Consider the following 16,707-nt stretch of genomic DNA (forward strand, 5'->3'; position numbering starts at 1 on the left):
TGGCGGGGCTCAGCCGGCGTCGCGCTCGGCGACGAGACGCTCGAACCACGCGAGGGTCGCCCGGGTCATGTCGGCGGGCTGCCCCGACGACTCCAGCGCCGCCAGCGCCGCCCGCACCTCGTGCTCGCGGCGCACCGCGTGCTGGGAGCTGCCCTCGACGAGCCGGTCCACGAGCGCGGCCCCGTCGGGCCCGAGCTCCGCGGCCATCTGCGTCCGCATCCAGTCCTCGGCGCCGGCCGCGCGCGCTGCGCCGAGGCCCTCCAGCACGAGGGCGGCGAGCCCCTTCATGAACAGGCTCCGCAGCAGTCGCAGCCGGGCGGCCTCGCCCACGGCGCCGTCGACGACCTCGACCGGCACCTCGAACGGCGCCATCCGTGCCGCGAACTCGCGCGCACCCGGGCCGCTGGCCAGCAGGGGGGTGCGATGACCGGCGCGCACGACGGGTGCGAGAACCGCGACATCCGCCATCTCCACTCCTCGCTGGGCGGCCAGCCGGCCGATCTGCTCCTTCAGCTCGGGGGCGGCGGTGTTGAGGTCGGCGTACACGGCGCCCGCCGCGACGTGCGGGAGGGCGTCACGGGCGACGGATGCCGCGGCATGGCCGGTCACGAGACTCAGCGCCACGTCTGCCCCGGCTAGAGCGTCGGCGAGCGTGGCGGACTGCGGGACCTCGGGGTCGCCGAGGTCGTGCGCCGGATCGAACCCGCGGACCTCCGCGCCCGCCCGGGCGAGGCCGCGCGCGTAGCGGCGGCCGGCCTCGCCGAGCCCCAGGACCGCGATCCTCGTCATGGCCGAACCCTAGAGCACGGCCGTGCGGTCGGCGCCGGCGGGCGGGATCCCGTCGTGCGGGTCGGCGTCGAGGCTCTCGAGGTACTCCAGCGACCGGCGGGATCCGCTCACCAGCGAGCGGATGCCGTGCGTGCGCTCGTCGACGTCGGGCCGGTACGCGATGGCGAGGTCGTGCGCGATGCCGGCGGCGGCGCGGCGCAGCAGCTCGACGTACGGGTGGGGCGAGACCTTGTCGTTGGGGACGACGACGCCGATCGCGGCGTACACCGTCCCGCCGGGGCCGATCACAGGCACCGCGATGCCGCGCGATTCGGGGTGGATGTGCCCCTCGGTCATCGCGTACCCGTTCTCGCGCACCGTCCTCAGCTGCGCCTGCAGGTCGGCCCCGGTCCGGATCGTCCGCTCGGTATAGGCGCGCAGCCCGCCCGCGATCACGTCGGCGACGACCGACGCGTCGGCGTGCGCGAGCAGCACCAGGCCGGTCGACGACGCGTGCAACGGGATGCGGCCGCCGATGAGCGTGGCGTTGACCACGGCGTCGCGCGTGGACATGCGGTCGATGAAGAGCACGTCCCGCCCGCTCAGCACGCCCAGCTGCGTGTGCTGCCGCACGCGCTCGTGGACGGCGCCGAGCCACGGGCGCGCGATCTCGCGCAGCCCGACCGCCCCCGGCGTGCGGCTGGCGAACTCCCACAGCCGCACGCCGAGGCGGTAGGTCCGGTCCGGAAGCCGCTCGAGCAGCCCCTCGTGCTCCAGCTCGGCGATGAGGCGGTGGGCGCTGGACCGGGGGATCCCGGCGGCGTCGGCGATCTCGCTGAGCGTGAGGAACGGATGCCACGCGTCGAAGCTCTCGAGCACGCGCAGGTGGCGGTGCAGCACCGACTCGCCGGCCGATCCTCGTGCCACGGCATCCTCCTCGACGACGTCGCCATGCTAACCCCGCGCCGCGCGCGCTCTTCCGTTGAACGGAAACGAGACAGGCGCGGCGACGGGTCAGCGAACCCCCTCTGCCGGTGTCGTCAGGCGTTCTGGCGGTACACCGTGCGGGCGTAGTCGTGGTACGGAGCGGGGGCGACGGTCGCGCGGATCCGCACCTGGCGGTGGTCGGCGTCCACCGAGTCCTTGTGCGAGATCGGGTCCTCGCCCCAGACGACCTCGACCTCGTCGCCGTCGCGGAGGCCGACGTCCAGCGTGGCCAGCGACATGTAGAGCTGGTCGTACGCCACGTATCCGGCATCCGTCGAGATCCCCACGCGCTGCCCGTCCTTCAGGATCTCGTCCATCTGGTACAGCCCGTAGCGGGCCTTGGGGAAGTCCAGGTACTTCGCGGGCGTGCCCGGCTCGACCTGCGAGCGGACGACCGCCGCGACGTCGTCGGCGTTCCAGATCAGCGTCACCTTGCGGCGCCGCTGGTTCTCGGCGTGCTTCTCGAGCGCCTCGCGGCCGTGGAAGTCATGGTCGAAGCGCACCGAGCGCCCGAGGCCGATGTCGAACGGCGTCATGTAGAAGTCATGCACGTCGGTCGAGTACAGCGAGCCGGCGACCGAGCCGATGCGTGCAGCGGGGAGCCACGCGCGGTACTCGGCGAAGTCGTCGTCGAAGACGGCGGGGAACGGCGTCGGCACCCATCCCGACTCGAGCGGCGACGACGAGTACGCCTTCGCGCCGACGCGGCGGATGCCGTGCTCGGCGCCGGCCTCCATGAGGGCGTTCAGGACGATCTCGTTGTCCTCCCACGGGCCGTAGAACTCGAAGCCGGGCTGCCCCGCCATCCCGTGGCGGAGCGCCTTGACCGGCCGCCCGGCGATCTCGACGTCGCCGATGTGGAAGAACTTGATGTCCGGCGCCGGTCCGCCGAACACCTTCTCCATGACGAGGTCGGCCGCCGGTCCCTGCAGCTCGTAGCGGTAGAAGGTGGGCGGCCCCTGGCGCATGTGCGAGTTGGCCTCGAGCCGGTAGCGCACGTCCTTGCCGGCCGCCTGCGCCTTCTCGACGTTGAACCGCACCCAGTCGATGAGGATGTGGTGGCCGATGAGCACGAGCCCCTCGGGGCCGTCGGCGTTGTAGAACAGGATGCCGTCGCCGATGAGGTAGCCGTCCTTGTTCACGGAGATGAGCTGTTTCGCGACCCCCGGGCGGAACGTCGCGAACGTGTTCGGCGAGATCGAGCTGAGGAGCGGGATGAGGTCCTCGCCGTCGAGGAACAGCTGCGTCATGTGGTGCGACTGGTCCATCAGCGCCACCGTGGTGTTCCAGGCCCGCTGCTCATCGCGCCAGTTGGTGAACTCCGGCGCCACCGGGAAGGTGAACGCCGGCCAGTTCTGGTTGCGCAGCAGCTCCACGGGGCTCCCCGCGCGATCGATCGCCTGCGCGAGTGTCTCGGTCATCATCGACCCTCTTTCTGGTTGTGGTCAGCTGCGGTCAGCGTAGGAGCGGCCCCTCTGCGCTTCCCGGCGCCGTTCCGTTCAACGGAATCGGATGCCACGACCCCCGATGCCGCGCGCCACGATCGAACCGCAGGGTCACGGTTGTGAATCTTCACACCAAAATCGTTGACAATCTTTCCGGGGATCCGTAGTTTTCCCAGCAGGGGAGGACTCGAGTCCCCTTGATCGACCACGACGCGACGACGCGAAAGGTGGGGCCATGGGCGCTCGGCTCGAAGTCCGCGACGTCAGCCTTCACTTCGGCGGCGTCAGCGTGCTCGAGGACGTCACGTTCACCGTCGAGCCCGGACAGATCTTCGGACTGGTCGGGCCCAACGGGGCCGGCAAGACCTCGCTGTTCAACTGCGTCAGCGGTCACTACCGGCCGAGCTCCGGCTCGATTACGGTCGACGGCGCGGAGGTGCTGGGCTCGTCCCCGGCCACGCTCGCGCGGCGGGGATTGGCGCGCACGTTCCAGCATCCGGCGCTCCAGCTGCGCGAGACCGTGCTGGAGAACGTCCTGCTCGGCGCGCACACGCGCCTCCCCGGCGGTCCGGTGGAGTGGTCGCTGCGCATCCCGCGCACCGTGCGCGCCGAGCGGGCGCTGCGCGAGGAGGCCCTCGCCCTCCTCGAGCGAAACGGCCTGGGGTGGGCGGCGAAGATGCGCGCCGACGAGCTCTCGCACGGCCTGCACAAGGGCATCGAGCTGTGCCGGGCGCTGCTGACGAAGCCCGGGCTCCTGCTGCTGGACGAGCCGGCCGCGGGTCTGCCGCACTCCGAGGTCGAACAGCTCATCGAGACCGTGCGCCGCGTGCGCGACGACGACATCACGGTGATCATCGTCGAGCACAACATGGGCCTCATCTCGGCCCTCACCGACCGGGTGGTCGTGCTCGACCACGGCCGCAAGCTGATGGAGGGTTCGGCGGCGCAGGCCCAGTCCGACCCGCGCGTCATCGAGGCCTACATCGGGAAGGACGCGGTCGATGACGCTGCTTGAGCTCGCCGACGTCCGCGCCTTCTACGGCCGCGTGCAGGTGCTCGAGGGCGTGTCGCTCACGGTGCCGGACGGCGGCGCCGTCGGCATCCTCGGAGCGAACGGCGCCGGCAAGACCACCACGCTGCGGGCGATCTCAGGCACCGTGCGCTCCGCCGGCACGATCCGCTTCGACGGCAAGGACCTCCACGGGCTCCGCCCCGATCAGGTCGCGGCGCTCGGGATCGCGCACGTCCCGGAGGGACGCGGCACCCTCGCCGACCTGACCGTGCGCGAGAACCTCAGGGTCGGCGCCTACAAGCGAAAGGATCGCAAGGGCATCGCGTCGGACATGGACTACTGCCTCGACCTGTTCCCGCAGCTGCAGGACAGGATCCGCTCGAACGGCTCCGCGCTCTCCGGCGGCGAGCAGCAGATGCTCGCGATCGCCCGCGCCATCATGTCCAAGCCGCGCCTGCTGCTGCTGGACGAGGCATCCCTCGGGCTCGCCCCCAGCACCGCCAAGGCCGTGTACCAGGCGATCGGGCGTCTGCGCAGCGAGTCCGGCATCGCGATGCTGGTGGTCGAGCAGAACGCCAACCTCGCCTTCACCCTCGTCGACAGCGCCACCGTGCTCGAGACGGGGCGCAACGTCCTCACCGGCTCGTCGGCGGAGCTGCGGGGCATGGACGAGATCCGCCGCGCGTACCTGGGAGGCTGACGTGGGCACCTTCATCCAGCTCGTCATCGACGGCCTCTCCACCGGGTCGATCTACGCCGCGCTCGCCCTCGCAATCGTGCTCGTCAACCAGGCGACCGGGCTCATCAACTTCGCGCAGGGCGGCATGGCCGTGCTGTCGGCCTACATCGCGTGGGCGCTGAACGGCTTCGGCATCCCGCTCCTGCTCGCCATCCTCGGCGCCGTGGTCATCTCGTTCTTCCTCGGCGCGGTCATCGAGCGCTACCTCATCCGCCGGTTCGAGCGCGGCGACCCCGATACCGCCGTCGTCGTCACGATCGGCCTGCTCACCCTCATCACGGGGTTCTGCGCCTGGATCTGGACGTACAACAACCGGCTGTTCCCGTCGCTGTTCCCGCTGGAGACCATCCAGGTCGCGGGGGCGGTGGTCAGCGTCCGCTCCCTCGGCACCTTCATCGTGATCGTCGCGATCATGCTGCTGCTGCAGGCGCTGTTCCTCGGCACGAAGCTCGGCCTCGCGCTCCGGGCGGTCGCCATCAATCCGGCATCCGCCGCGTTCTCCGGCGTCAACGTCGGCCGCAACCTCATGATCGGCTGGGGCCTGGCTGCCGTCCTCGGCGCGGTCGCGGGCGTGCTCGTGGCACCGCAGCTCACCCTGACGCCCGGCATGATGGACTCCGCCCTCGTCTACGCCCTCGCGGCGTGCATCCTCGGCGGCCTGTCGAGCCCCATCGGCGTCGTGGCGGCCGCGTGGCTCATCGGCGTGCTGGAGAACCTCGCCGCCGTCTACGTGCCGTTCATCGGTCACGACCTCAAGATCGCGGTGCCCTTCATCCTCATCTTCGTCGTGCTCATCGTGCGGCCACAGGGCCTGTTCGGTCGGAAAGCGGTGGTGCGCGTCTGATGGCTGCGAACACGGACCCCACGAACCGGACCCCGGTGCTCGGCCGCCCGTGGGTGCGCTGGGCGGTCACCGGCGCCGTCGTCGTGCTGCTGATCGTGCTGCCGCTGATCCTCCCGGAGTTCGCCAACCAGACCATCGCCCGCATCGGCGTCTTCGCGGTCGCCGTGCTCGGGCTCAACGTCGTGATGGGGTACACCGGCCAGGTCTCGCTCGGCCAGATCTTCTTCGTCGGCGTCGGCGCGTACGTGACCGCGTACGGCGTGAACGCCGACTGGAACATCGCGCTGATCTTCGTGCTGGCCTGCCTCGTGCCGGCCGTCATCGGCCTGCTCATCGCCCTGGCGGCGGCACGGCTCGGCGGACTGGCCATCGCCATGGTGACCATCGCCCTGCCGATCGTCGGCGTGCCGCTGGCCAAGCGCCTGTCGGACTTCACCGGCGGATCGCAGGGCACCTCGGCGCGCTTCTCCAGCGCGCCGGAGTGGACCGGCCTGTACGACGACCAGTGGCAGCTGTACATCGTGTTCCTGATCGGCGGGATCACCTTCCTGCTCACCAGCAACCTCGTCCGCGGCAAGTACGGCCGCGCGTTCGCGATCGTGAAGGGGAACGAAGCCGTCGCCGGGTCGCTGGGCGTCTCGCCGTACCGCTACAAGGTGCTCGCGTTCACGATCGCCTCGCTCATCGGAGGCGTGAGCGGCTTCCTGTACATGGTCGTGATCCAGTACACCTCGCCCGAGACGCTGCACTTCGGGCACTCGATCGAGTTGCTCGCGGCGATGGTGATCGGCGGTGCCGGCAGCATCATCGGCTCGCTTCTCGGCGGGGTCTGGTACGTCATCGTGCCGTACATCACCGGGATCATCGACCCGAACATCACCGCTCTGCTGCAGGGCGCGATCCTCCTGATCGTGCTGTTCATCCTGCCCGGCGGCCTGGTGTCGCTGCCGCGACTGTGGCGGCGACGCGGGCGCCGCGCCGACAGCGGCCCGGGACCGGCCGGCGGTGCGATGCAGGCGGATGCCGCGGCATCCGTCACCGGCGCTCCCACCGTGGGGGACGCCCTGGGCGCTCCCTCGACCGGCACCGCACCGACGCAATCACCACCACCCCCTACGACGAAGTCGTAATCACAGAGAGGCAGATCCATGAGCACGAATCGCAGAAGGATGCGCGTCGCCTCGGTCGTCGCGGGGATCGGCATCGTCGCCGTCCTCGCCGCCGGCTGCGCGCGCGGCGGAGACTCGCCGGACAGCACCGACGACGGCGGCGCCGCCGAGGCGAGTCCCGGCATCACCGACGACTCGATCACCCTCGGCATCACCACGCCGCTGTCGGGGCCCACCGCGGGACCGGGCACCTGCACGGTCGCCGGCGTCACCGCGTACTTCGGCGCCAGGAACGCCGAGGGGGGTGTGGAGTTCGGCGACGGCAACACCCGCACCGTCGAGATCGAGGCGCTGGACGACGAGTACGACCCGCAGAAGGCCAAGGCCAACTACGACCAGCTCAAGAGCAGCGTCTTCGCGATGACCGCCGGCCTCGGCACGCCCACCAACCGGGCGTGGCTCGACGCGGCGATCGCCGACGAGGTGCCGCAGGTGCTGATCATGACGGGCGACCCGATCTTCAGCAACCAGGAGGAGAGCCCCTGGCAGCTCGGGTTCGTGCCGATCTACCAGAACGAGGGCGAGGCGTTCGGCGAGCTGCTGGCCGGGTCCGCCGAAGACCACAAGGTCGCGATTCTCTCGCAGAACGACGACTACGGCGAGGGCTACGTCGAGGGCTTCAAGACGGCCATCGAGGGCGCCGACAACATCGAGATCGTGAAGGAGCTCACCTACGAGGCCACCGACACCTCGGTCGACGCGCAGCTGACCGAGCTGGCAGGGTCCGGTGCCGACGTGTTCTTCAACGCGATGTCGATCACCCCGCTGGTGATCTCGTCGCTGCAGAAGTCGCAGGAGCTCGGCTGGCTCCCGTCGTGGTTCCTCCCGTCGAACACGTCGAGCCCGACCGCCATCCTCGAACCGGGCGGCGCCACGGCGTTCCCCGGCGTCTACACGGTGGCGTTCGCCCAGTCGGCGGCGGCGCCGACGTTCGCCGAGAGCGAGGAGGGGGCGGCGTTCCTCGAGCAGCTCGCGGAGTACGCGAACTACCCGGACGTCCCGGCGTTCCCGCACTGCGTCTGGTCGTACCAGATCGGGGCGACGCTCGAGGAGGTGTTCGGCAAGATGACCGAGCCGACGCGCGAGAACTTCATGGAGGCGCTGCGCGACGTCTCGGGCTTCACGGCACCGCTCATGCTCGAGGGCTCCACGGTCGACACGACCCAGGACGGGCAGCCGGCGGTCTCGACCGTGCAGGTGCAGAAGTACAACGGCAAGGGCTACGCCCCGGCCGAGAGCTGGGACGAGTGACCTGAGGTCACGAGGACGGGCGGCCGGAGGCATCCGGCCGCCCTTTCTCTGCGTGCCGGCGTTGCCGCATCGGCTGAACCGGGAGACGGATGTCGCGCCCCGGCCGCGGCTCACTCCATGCTGTGGAGCACCTCGACGATGCCCGACAGGTGCGCGCGGGTCGCGGCCTCGGCGGCGTCGGGGTCCTTCGCGAGGATCGCGTCGATGATAGCGATGTGCTCCGGGGCGGAGGTCGCGGCGCGGCCGGGGTGGAACGCGAGGCGGAACTGGTGCCGCGCCGACTGCGCGCGCAGGCGCTCGAGCAGCTGCGTGGCGGTGCCGTGGCGGCTGAGGTCGCGGATGCGGCGGTCGAGCTCCTGGTTGAGGCGCGAGTACGCCATGAGGTCGCCCGAGCCGATCGCGCGCTCGATGTCGGCGCGGAGGGCGCGCAGCTGCGCGGCGTCGGACGCCGTCACGTTCTCGGCCGCCTTGCGCGCGCAGAGTGTCTCGAGCCCGATGCGCACCTCCACGATCTCGATGGCCTCGTCGACCGAGATCGCGCGGACGCGCGCGCCGCGGTTGGGGAGCCGCTCGACGAGGCCTTCGCCGGCGAGATTCATCAGGGCGTTGCGCACCGATGCGCGGGAGGCGCCGTAGCGTTCGCTGAGATCGGCCTCGATGAGGCGCTGGTGGGGTGCGAACTGGGCGTCGAGGATCGCGTCGCGGATCTGCTGCGTGAGGTCGGGGCGGTCGGTCGTGTCGGTCTCGCCGAGCACCGCGGCATCCGTCATCTCGGTCTTCCCCTTTCGGCGCCGTTGTCCGTGCACTGACACTATCTCGCGATCAGGACGGGCTTGCGAAGCATTTCATACGAAATCTGCGCGAAAATCGTCGACAATCTTGATCCGTCCGGGTCCGAGGGGCAGGCTGGAAGAGACGTCGATCCGCGCAGACCCGGCGCGGGACCGCGGACGACCGGCGCGCGACGGCGTCGCGCGGCGGGAACCAACACAGAGAGGTGGACGTTCATGAGCGATACGGCGACAGGGACTTCGGTGCGGACCGGCCTGTACATCGGGGGTGAGGAGCGCTTCACCGACGACGTGCTGACGATCCCCGACCCCGGCAGGCCCGGTGCGGTCGTCGGCGAGGCGGCCGCGGCATCCGCGTCGGATGTGACGGATGCCGTCGCGGCGGCGAAGAAGGCGTTCCCGGCGTGGTCGGCGCTCAGCGCCCAGGAGCGCGCGGCGAAGATGGCCGAGGCGATCGCCGGCATCGCCGACGACCGCGACACGGACGCCGCGATCCTGTCGCAGGAGAACGGCAAGATCCGCATGGAGGGGTGGATCGACGCGCTCGTGTTCGAGATCCGCTGGAACCTCGCGCTGATGCTCGCCGACGAGGTCGACGCGTCCAAGACGCTGCCGCCCGTGCCGGGCGCCATCCCGGTGTCGACCGAGGTGGCGTATCAGCCGCTGGGCGTGGTGACGGTGATCGTCCCGTTCAACTGGCCGATCGCGATCCTGGGGGCATCGCTCCCGCACGCGCTGCTGGCCGGCAACACCGCGATCGTGAAGCCGCCGCCCTCGGCGCCGCTCGCGACGACCCGGGTGGTGCAGCGGGTGGCCGAGAAGCTGCCGCCCGGCGTGCTCAACATCGTGACCGGTCGCGACCAGGACATGGCCGGGCTCATCCAGAACCCCGACATCGCCAAGGTCTGCTTCACCGGCAGCGTCAACGGCGGCAAGCGGATCATGGAGATGGCGTCCAAGACCCTGACGCGCGTGACGCTGGAGCTCGGCGGCAACGACGCGGCGGTGTTCCTCGAGGACGCGATCCTCGACGACGCGCACCTCGACCGGCTGTACGCCGCGATCTACGACACCACCGGCCAGATCTGCATGAACGCCAAGCGCGTGTTCGTGCACCGCTCGCGGATGGACGAGCTCGTCGCGGGGCTCACGTCCCGCCTCGAGCAGGCCAAGCTCGGGCACGGTCTGGAGGAGGGCACCACGATGGGCCCGCTGCACCAGCCGGCGCAGAAGGCCTTCGTGGACGAGATCATCCAGGAGGCGAAGGATGCCGGCGCCGACGTGCGCGAGTTCGGCGAGCTTCCCGGTGGTGACCTGGCAGGCGGCAACTTCGTGCGCCCGGCGATCGTGGTGGACCCCGACCCGCAGCTGCGGGTGGTGACGCAGGAGCAGTTCGGTCCCGTCATCCCGGTGATCCCGTTCGACGACGAGGCCGAGGGCGTGCGCCTCGCGAACGACACGTGGGGCGGGCTGTGCGGCTCGGTGTGGACCGGGTCGCCCGAGGCGGCGCAGCGCGTCGGGTCGCAGCTCGTGTGCGGCTACGTGTGGGTCAACGACCATGGCGCGACGCGCCTGGACCTTCGGGCGCCGTTCGGCGGCATGAAGCAGTCCGGCTTCGGGCGTGAGCAGGGCATCGAGGGCGTCCGCGCCTTCCAGGACACCCGGTCGATCGCCACGATCGACCCGGAGGCGCTCGCGTCCATGGCCCACTGACGTCGTCCGGCACGATCCCTTTTTCCGGGTTTGGGGCGCACGCCGTGCGTTCGGGGCGCACGCGGTGCGCCCCGAACGTGCACGGCGCGCCCCAAACCCGGAGAAGTAGGGTGATCGGGCAGGGCCTGACGAGTCGAGCAGCAGGGAAGGGAACATGAAGCTTCTTCTCACGTCTGCGGGCGTCACCAATCCGAGCATCCGCGGTGCCCTCGAAGACCTGCTCGGCAAGCCGATCAGCGAGTCCAGCGCACTGTGCATACCCACCGCCCAGTACGGCCACCCGTGGCTGGGACCCGGCGTCAAGGCCTGGGAGTTCATCAGCGGGAAGTCCGAGAATCCCATGGTGGATCTGGGCTGGAGGTCCATCGGAGTGCTGGAGCTCACGGCGCTGCCGAGCATCGACGAAGAGCGCTGGAAGCCGCTCGTCCTCGAGACCGACGTCCTGCTGGCTGCCGGTGGCGACGCGCTCTACCTCAGCCACTGGCTGCAAGAGTCGCGGCTGGCCGACATGTTCCCGTCGATGGCGGAGACGGTGTGGGTGGGCATGAGCGCCGGAAGCATGGTGATGACACCGCGGATCGGCCAGGAGTTCGTGGGCTGGAAGCCGCCGGCCGGCGACGACAGCGCGCTCGGGCTCGTCGACTTCTCGATCTGCCCGCACCTCGCGCCCGACGGTGAGCCGGGCAACTCCCTCGCCGCAGCGGAGAGATGGGCTGCCGGCATCCGTCACCCGTCGTACGCCATCGACGACCAGACGGCCCTGAGGGTGACCGATGACGGGGTGGAGGTCATTACAGAAGGTCAGTGGAGGTACTTCCCCGAGTAGACCCGCGGGCCCGAGTCCGCCGCGCCGGAGCGCCCGCTCCCTGGCCGCTGCGCTGTGGAGGAGGTAGAACAGCTTCATGGCAACCCCGCTGGTGCTGGGACCGATGCTGCGTTACGTCGATGACACATCGGCCAGCATCTGGGTGGAGACGCGCGCCGACGGTGTCGTCAGCGTCCACGCCGACGCGCGATCGTGGCAGGCCCGCACCTTCGCCGTGCACGGCCACCACTTCGCGCTCGTCGAGGTCGACGGCCTCGAGCCCGGCAGCGTCTCGCCGTACTCGGTCGAGATCGATGGGGTACGCGTGTGGCCGGAGCCCGATTCCCAGTACCCGGCGTCGGTGATCGCCACGCGGGCGCCCGGGCGACGGTCGCGGATCGCCTACGGTTCGTGCCGCACCAGCGTCCCTCACGACCGGTCCGGCAATCGGACCCATGGTGTCGACTCGCTGCGCGCCTTCGCGCTCGCGGTGGGCGACGGCCGCGAGGCCCGGCCGGACCTGCTGCTCTTCCTCGGCGACCAGGTGTACGCCGACTCGACCACGAAGGAGATGCAGGAGTTCATCCGCAGCCGTCGTGACATCCATGAGGAACCCGGCAAGGAGCTCAAGGACTTCGAGGAGTACGCCCACCTCTACCAGCTGGCATGGTCGGACGACGCGAATCGGTGGCTGCTCTCGTCCGTGCCGAGCGCGATGATCTTCGACGACCACGACATCCGCGACGACTGGAACGCCTCGCTCGACTGGAAGAAGGACATCCAGGCCACGACCTGGTGGCACGAACGCATCGTCGCCGGCTTGGCGTCGTACTGGGTGTACCAGCACCTCGGCAACCTGTCTCCTCGCGAGCGGGCCGCCGACGAGATGTGGCAGCAGGTCACCGGGCGCCGCGACGGCGCTTCGCCCGACCTCACTGCCGTGCTGGACGCGTTCGCCGACCGGTGCGACAAGGACCCGGACAGCTATCTCTGGAGCTACTCCCGAGACTTCGACGGAACACGCCTCATCGTCCTGGATTCACGCGCCGCGCGAGACCTCACTCCGTCGGCGCGGGGGCTGCTGGACGCTCAGGAGCTCAGGTGGTTCGACGACCATATGCGCGGCGGATTCCGCCACGTCCTCATCGCCACCTCGCTCCCGTTCCTCCTGCCGTTGGGTCTGCATCACGTCGAGGCATGGGATGAGGCCATCGCGCAGGGCGCGTGGGGTCGGCCGGCGGCGTGGGTCGGCGAACGGCTGCGGCGGGCCTTCGACCTGGAGCACTGGGGGGCGTTCCAGAACAGCTTCCAGGCGGTTGCCGGGATCGCGACGGAGCTGGCGGACGGCGACCGGGGCCCGGCGCCGCAGACGGTGACCTTCCTGTCCGGTGACGTGCACTTCTCGTACCTGGCTGAGGTCGAGCGCCAGAGCGGCAGCCGCATCGTGCAGGCCGTGTGCTCGCCCATGCGGAACCCGCTGCCCCGCTTCCTGCGGTGGTTCTCGGTCGTGATGTCGTACGGCGCCGCGACGCCGATGGGTGCCGCAGCCGCGCATTCCGCGAAGGTCCCCGACCCGCCCTTCCGCTGGAAGACGGTGAAGGGCCCGTGGTTCGACAACAACGTCGCGCTGCTGGTGGACGGACCCGATGGCCTCACCATGACCTGGCACACCGGCGTGGTCGAGGACGGAGACGAGCTGCATCCCCGTCTCGAGGAGGTGGCGTCCATCACGGTGCCGGCGGAGCGGGACGCCACGGTGTCGTCGTCCTGACCGGCTGCCGGCTTGGTCGCGCGCATCGGACACGCGCCGCGACGAACCGGGTCACCTCCGCCGTGCGATGCGACCGCGTCTTCGGGTGGGGGATTTCGTGGCGGGCCGCCACTTCACACGTGCATCCCACAGAGGGTGGGTCCTGACCGGACCCACCCTCTCGCGCACGCCGGATGGCGCGTCAGCGGGTGCCGTAGGCGAGGCCGGGGTGCGGCATCCCGCAGGCGAAGCTCGACGCGCTCTCCGGGTCGCCTGAGATGTACTGCGGCACCTGCGGGTAGACGCAGAGCGGGCGCGAGCGAGTCGGCGACCATTCGGCCGGCACCTCGGGGTTGGCGGGGTTGACCGACGCGACCAGCTGCTCGGGCGCGGCCCCCTGCTCGACCCAGGCCACCAGCGCGGCGAGCCCGCTGTGCTGATCGGTGGCCGGTCCGCCGGCGACGTGGCCCATGCCGGGAACCTCGAAGTACCGCGCGAACTGCTCGGCGTCACCGCCCTCGTTCCGGTCGAGCTCGTCGAACCAGGCGGCGGTGTCATCGGGAGAGAACACGCCATCCGAAGCGCCGTGGATCACGATCATCTTCGCGCCGCGGTCGCGCAGCGTGTCGAGGTGCGTGGGGTCGGGCGGCGTCATGAACGACATCGCGCTCTCGGTGTAGATGCCCGACGTGGCGTAGATCTTCGCCGCTTCGGTGTCGACGTCGAAGCCCATCGCGTACCCCTGCAGATCGGCCAGGATGCTCGGGTCGGCAGGCGGTGTCGTGAAGATGAAGCCGACGGCCGGCGCGTCACGGGTGATCGGGGCGCCGAACTTCCAGCCCGCCCAGCCGCTCTGCGTGAGACCCGCATCGAACGGGAACGAGGAGTAGATCTCCTTGTTGTTGCTCGTGCGCGCGCCGACGAACACGTCCTCGATGACGGACTGCTGCTCTTTCGTCAGGCATGTCCCGTCGCGCTCGCCGTCACAGCGCGGCACGTCCCGCTTGATCGAGAACGCCTGCTGGCACGCTGTGCTGTCGAACACCATGCCGTCGGCGAGACCGTCGAGCCCGTCGCAGCGGGTCAGGATCGCCTGAGCGACGAGGGTGCGCTCGGCCGGCGTGAAGGCCGTGCCGAGGTCGGCCGGCGACGCAGCCACCTTCGCCCACTGCTGGGCGCCCCACAGTTGGGCGACCGCCGCCTGCGGCAGGTTGAAGCCCGGCGCGATCGCCAGGAACCCGTCGTACTCGTCGGCGTAGCGCGCCGCGGCCACCATCGTGTGGCGACCTCCGTTCGACCCGCCCGTGATGTACGAGCGGTCGGGCCCCCGGCCATAGGCATCGGCGATGAGGGCCTTCGCCATCGGCGTGAGGGTGCCGACGGCCTGGTAGCCGTAGTCGAGCCGCGCCTGCGGCTCGCGACCGAACAGCGGGTTCTGACTGCCGTTGTGACCGGCGTCGGAGCTGATGACGGCGAATCCCATCTGCAGTCCGCTCTCGCCTCCGCGCGTGGCGCCCAGTGCGGGCGTGACCGAGCCGTCCAGGCCGCCGTTGCCCTGGTAGAGGAAGCGCCCGGCCCACTCGACGGGAAGCCGCATCTCGAACCCGATGGCATATGTCTGCCCGTCGAAGGTGCTCACGCGCTCGTTCATGCTGCCGCGCACGAGGCAGTGCTCGCCGATCGGGCTCCCGCCGTTGCTGACCGTGCCGGCCGCGACCCGCGACACCTGCGCGATCTTCGTGGACGGGAAGGTGAACGCCGTGAGCGTCTCGCACTCCTGAAGTGCGCCGGGCTGCGCGGCGGACAGCTGCGGCAGCTCTCCGGAGTTCCCGGGCGGCGCCGCGGCGGCGGGAGCCGCGAGGCCGGCGACGAGGATGACGGATGCCGCGGCGGCACCGATGAGCGATGACAGGCGACGCCGCGCGCGATCGTGTGGGGGTCGTTCGTCTTGTGGAATGCTCCGGCGAGCGCGATCGAAGAAGCGTGACATGGGAGTCCTCTTCCGGTCCGGTCCGCCGAGGTCGTTCTCGCCGGACGATCTGGGATGCGCCGGCTGCGTTGCGGGCGTGGTCACAAGCTAGAGATAATGGTTGCAGATTGCAACTGTATTTCTCCGTGAGCGCGCGACCGCGTGACTAGACTGCGACCGAGACAGCCGGCACGGAACGGGGATTCGTTGGCACCACTGAGCGACGCGCGCGCCGCGGGGCGGCTCGCCGCCAATCCCGGATTCCTCGCCGCGAGATTCGCGTCGGCGGCGGCCACGGTGTCGAATCGGGTTCTCGCCCCTTTCGGGCTGCGCACCCGCAGCTACGCCCTCGTGGAGATCGCCGTGGCGTCCGGAGGCCTGTCGCAGCAGGACGTCTCGCGCGCCCTCTGGCTGGACAAGGCGCACGTCGTCAGGCTCGTCGACGAGGTTGCCGCGATGGGGCTCGTCGTCCGCACGAGAGATCCCCGCGACGGCCGCGTCTGGCTGATCCGCGCGACGCCGCAGGGAGCCGCCGTTGCGGAGGATGCCGGCCGGGCGCTCGACGAGGCGTTCGCCGAGCTCCTCCGGCGTCTGAGTGAAGACGAGGTCGCCGCCGCCGTGACGACACTGCGGCGCCTGGCGTTCGAGCTCGAGGGCCCGGACGGCGAGGGCTGACCTCGGGGAAGCGCCGACGCGCCTCGCGGCACACCGAGCCTGCGAGACCTACCCCTTCGCGGCGCCGGACACCGCCGCGCCGGAAACCTCGGCTGCGGAACCCGAGACAGCCGAGCCGTCCAGGCGATCGACCAGCTCCAGCCCGCGGCGCGCCCAGGCGATCTCGCCCTGGGCGCGCTCGACGAGCCCCTCGTAGGCGAAGCGCTTGTAGGCGATGGTGCGCTCGCGGTCGGCCTCCGACGTCACGGCCAGCCGCCGCACGAGCATGGGGTTGGCGACCGCGTCGATGCGCTCGAGCTCGCCCTCCCACTGCGCGAGCTCGCCCTCCCACTGCGCGATGTGCCGCTCGAGGAAGGCGCGCGCGGCCTCGGGCGGGGCCGCCTCGAGGTAGGCGGCACGCAGGTGGGCGGGGTCGCGCACCCGCTGGTAGTCCAGGGGAGCGGCCATCCAGTCGAGGAACGCCTGGTTGCCGGCATCCGTCACGTGATACATCCGGCGCGTGCCGCGCTCGCCTCGCGGCTGCTCCTCGCCCTCGATGAGGCCGAGCTCCTCCATCTTGCGCAGCTCCGGATAGATCTGCGAGTCGGGCGCATGCCACACGTGACCGACGGACTGGTGGAACTGCTTCTGCAGGTCGTAGCCCGACAGCGGGCCGACCCGCAGGATCGCCAGCAGCGCATACCGCAGACTCATGCGACTCCTCTCCCTCCCGAGACTAGCGAGCGGCGGATGCCTCCTCCGCCGCCGTGACGGAATGTGCGAGGGGGCCCGCCCGGCGCGGGCGGACCC

General features: G+C 70.5%; 15 protein-coding genes. 9 read left to right on the forward strand and 6 right to left on the reverse strand.

All coding sequences use genetic code 11. The features are described from left to right. Window positions 1–9: 9 nt before the first annotated feature. The 3 genes from V6R91_RS03790 to V6R91_RS03800 all read right to left on the reverse strand — a co-directional run bounded on the left by V6R91_RS03790 (window position 10) and on the right by V6R91_RS03800 (window position 3,179). The gene (locus V6R91_RS03790; protein ID WP_336394251.1) at window positions 10–789 is read right to left on the reverse strand and encodes a DUF1932 domain-containing protein; all 780 of its coding nucleotides are present in this window, start codon (window positions 787–789) and stop codon (window positions 10–12) included. 9 nt (window positions 790–798) lie between these two features. Continuing rightward, window positions 799–1,695 (reverse strand): IclR family transcriptional regulator, encoded by an 897-nt coding sequence (locus V6R91_RS03795; RefSeq protein WP_336394252.1) that lies wholly within the window; start codon window positions 1,693–1,695, stop codon window positions 799–801. Between the two features lie 113 nt (window positions 1,696–1,808). Next, entirely contained in the window at window positions 1,809–3,179 is a 1,371-nt protein-coding gene (locus V6R91_RS03800) for an aminomethyl transferase family protein (protein WP_336394253.1), read from the reverse strand. A 256-nt stretch (window positions 3,180–3,435) separates the two neighbouring features. On the opposite strand from V6R91_RS03800, the gene V6R91_RS03805 reads away from it, so the two are divergent. Genes V6R91_RS03805 through V6R91_RS03825 form a run of 5 tightly spaced genes read left to right on the forward strand, consistent with a single transcriptional unit; the run spans window position 3,436 to window position 8,215 of the window. After that, on the forward strand, window positions 3,436–4,215 hold the full coding sequence (locus tag V6R91_RS03805; RefSeq protein WP_336394254.1) for an ABC transporter ATP-binding protein: 780 nt from the start codon (window positions 3,436–3,438) through the stop codon (window positions 4,213–4,215). Next, the gene (locus tag V6R91_RS03810; RefSeq protein ID WP_336394255.1) at window positions 4,202–4,912 is read left to right on the forward strand and encodes an ABC transporter ATP-binding protein; all 711 of its coding nucleotides are present in this window, start codon (window positions 4,202–4,204) and stop codon (window positions 4,910–4,912) included. Before V6R91_RS03805 ends, V6R91_RS03810 begins: the two co-directional genes overlap by 14 nt. A 1-nt stretch (window position 4,913) precedes the next feature. Continuing rightward, complete coding sequence (locus V6R91_RS03815) at window positions 4,914–5,795, forward strand: branched-chain amino acid ABC transporter permease (RefSeq protein WP_336394256.1); 882 nt, start codon at window positions 4,914–4,916, stop codon at window positions 5,793–5,795. Further along, window positions 5,795–6,925 (forward strand): branched-chain amino acid ABC transporter permease, encoded by a 1,131-nt coding sequence (locus V6R91_RS03820; protein WP_336394257.1) that lies wholly within the window; start codon window positions 5,795–5,797, stop codon window positions 6,923–6,925. The genes V6R91_RS03815 and V6R91_RS03820 overlap by 1 nt, the downstream gene beginning before the upstream one ends. Before the next feature lie 18 nt (window positions 6,926–6,943). Next, entirely contained in the window at window positions 6,944–8,215 is a 1,272-nt protein-coding gene (locus V6R91_RS03825; protein ID WP_336394258.1) for an ABC transporter substrate-binding protein, read from the forward strand. Between the two features lie 110 nt (window positions 8,216–8,325). Here V6R91_RS03825 and V6R91_RS03830 read toward each other — a convergent pair whose 3' ends face one another. Beyond that, complete coding sequence (locus V6R91_RS03830) at window positions 8,326–8,985, reverse strand: GntR family transcriptional regulator (RefSeq protein ID WP_336394259.1); 660 nt, start codon at window positions 8,983–8,985, stop codon at window positions 8,326–8,328. Between the two features lie 237 nt (window positions 8,986–9,222). Here V6R91_RS03830 and V6R91_RS03835 point away from each other — a divergent pair, with 237 nt between their 5' ends. From V6R91_RS03835 to V6R91_RS03845, 3 genes are all read left to right on the forward strand, one after another. Further along, complete coding sequence (locus V6R91_RS03835) at window positions 9,223–10,719, forward strand: aldehyde dehydrogenase family protein (RefSeq protein ID WP_336394260.1); 1,497 nt, start codon at window positions 9,223–9,225, stop codon at window positions 10,717–10,719. Between the two features lie 154 nt (window positions 10,720–10,873). Next, window positions 10,874–11,545, forward strand: coding sequence for a Type 1 glutamine amidotransferase-like domain-containing protein (locus V6R91_RS03840; protein WP_336394261.1), 672 nt, complete (start codon window positions 10,874–10,876; stop codon window positions 11,543–11,545). Between the two features lie 76 nt (window positions 11,546–11,621). Beyond that, a complete protein-coding gene (locus tag V6R91_RS03845) occupies window positions 11,622–13,295 on the forward strand; it encodes an alkaline phosphatase D family protein (RefSeq protein WP_336394262.1) in 1,674 nt (557 codons plus the stop codon). Between the two features lie 181 nt (window positions 13,296–13,476). Here the strand turns inward: V6R91_RS03845 and V6R91_RS03850 are convergent, their stop codons facing one another. Then, on the reverse strand, window positions 13,477–15,264 hold the full coding sequence (locus V6R91_RS03850; RefSeq protein ID WP_336394263.1) for a tannase/feruloyl esterase family alpha/beta hydrolase: 1,788 nt from the start codon (window positions 15,262–15,264) through the stop codon (window positions 13,477–13,479). A gap of 186 nt (window positions 15,265–15,450) precedes the next feature. Between V6R91_RS03850 and V6R91_RS03855 the strand changes: the two genes are divergently transcribed. Continuing rightward, window positions 15,451–15,918 (forward strand): MarR family winged helix-turn-helix transcriptional regulator, encoded by a 468-nt coding sequence (locus V6R91_RS03855; RefSeq protein ID WP_336394264.1) that lies wholly within the window; start codon window positions 15,451–15,453, stop codon window positions 15,916–15,918. Between the two features lie 48 nt (window positions 15,919–15,966). Here the strand turns inward: V6R91_RS03855 and V6R91_RS03860 are convergent, their stop codons facing one another. Beyond that, on the reverse strand, window positions 15,967–16,611 hold the full coding sequence (locus tag V6R91_RS03860) for a PadR family transcriptional regulator (RefSeq protein WP_336394265.1): 645 nt from the start codon (window positions 16,609–16,611) through the stop codon (window positions 15,967–15,969). Between the last annotated feature and the right edge of the window lie 96 nt (window positions 16,612–16,707).

It is taken from the genome of Microbacterium sp. CCNWLW41, from assembly GCF_037083505.1.

Excerpts from the sequence above, each read along its gene's own strand:
- V6R91_RS03790 (WP_336394251.1), bottom strand. The coding sequence starts at position 789 with ATGACGAGGATCGCGGTCCTGGGGCTCGGCGAGGCCGGCCGCCGCTAC.
- V6R91_RS03800 (WP_336394253.1), bottom strand. The coding sequence starts at position 3,179 with ATGATGACCGAGACACTCGCGCAGGCGATCGATCGCGCGGGGAGCCCC.
- V6R91_RS03805 (WP_336394254.1), top strand. The coding sequence starts at position 3,436 with ATGGGCGCTCGGCTCGAAGTCCGCGACGTCAGCCTTCACTTCGGCGGC.
- V6R91_RS03810 (WP_336394255.1), top strand. The coding sequence starts at position 4,202 with ATGACGCTGCTTGAGCTCGCCGACGTCCGCGCCTTCTACGGCCGCGTG.
- V6R91_RS03820 (WP_336394257.1), top strand. The coding sequence starts at position 5,795 with ATGGCTGCGAACACGGACCCCACGAACCGGACCCCGGTGCTCGGCCGC.
- V6R91_RS03825 (WP_336394258.1), top strand. The coding sequence starts at position 6,944 with ATGAGCACGAATCGCAGAAGGATGCGCGTCGCCTCGGTCGTCGCGGGG.
- V6R91_RS03830 (WP_336394259.1), bottom strand. The coding sequence starts at position 8,985 with ATGACGGATGCCGCGGTGCTCGGCGAGACCGACACGACCGACCGCCCC.
- V6R91_RS03835 (WP_336394260.1), top strand. The coding sequence starts at position 9,223 with ATGAGCGATACGGCGACAGGGACTTCGGTGCGGACCGGCCTGTACATC.
- V6R91_RS03840 (WP_336394261.1), top strand. The coding sequence starts at position 10,874 with ATGAAGCTTCTTCTCACGTCTGCGGGCGTCACCAATCCGAGCATCCGC.
- V6R91_RS03845 (WP_336394262.1), top strand. The coding sequence starts at position 11,622 with ATGGCAACCCCGCTGGTGCTGGGACCGATGCTGCGTTACGTCGATGAC.
- V6R91_RS03850 (WP_336394263.1), bottom strand. The coding sequence starts at position 15,264 with ATGTCACGCTTCTTCGATCGCGCTCGCCGGAGCATTCCACAAGACGAA.
- V6R91_RS03860 (WP_336394265.1), bottom strand. The coding sequence starts at position 16,611 with ATGAGTCTGCGGTATGCGCTGCTGGCGATCCTGCGGGTCGGCCCGCTG.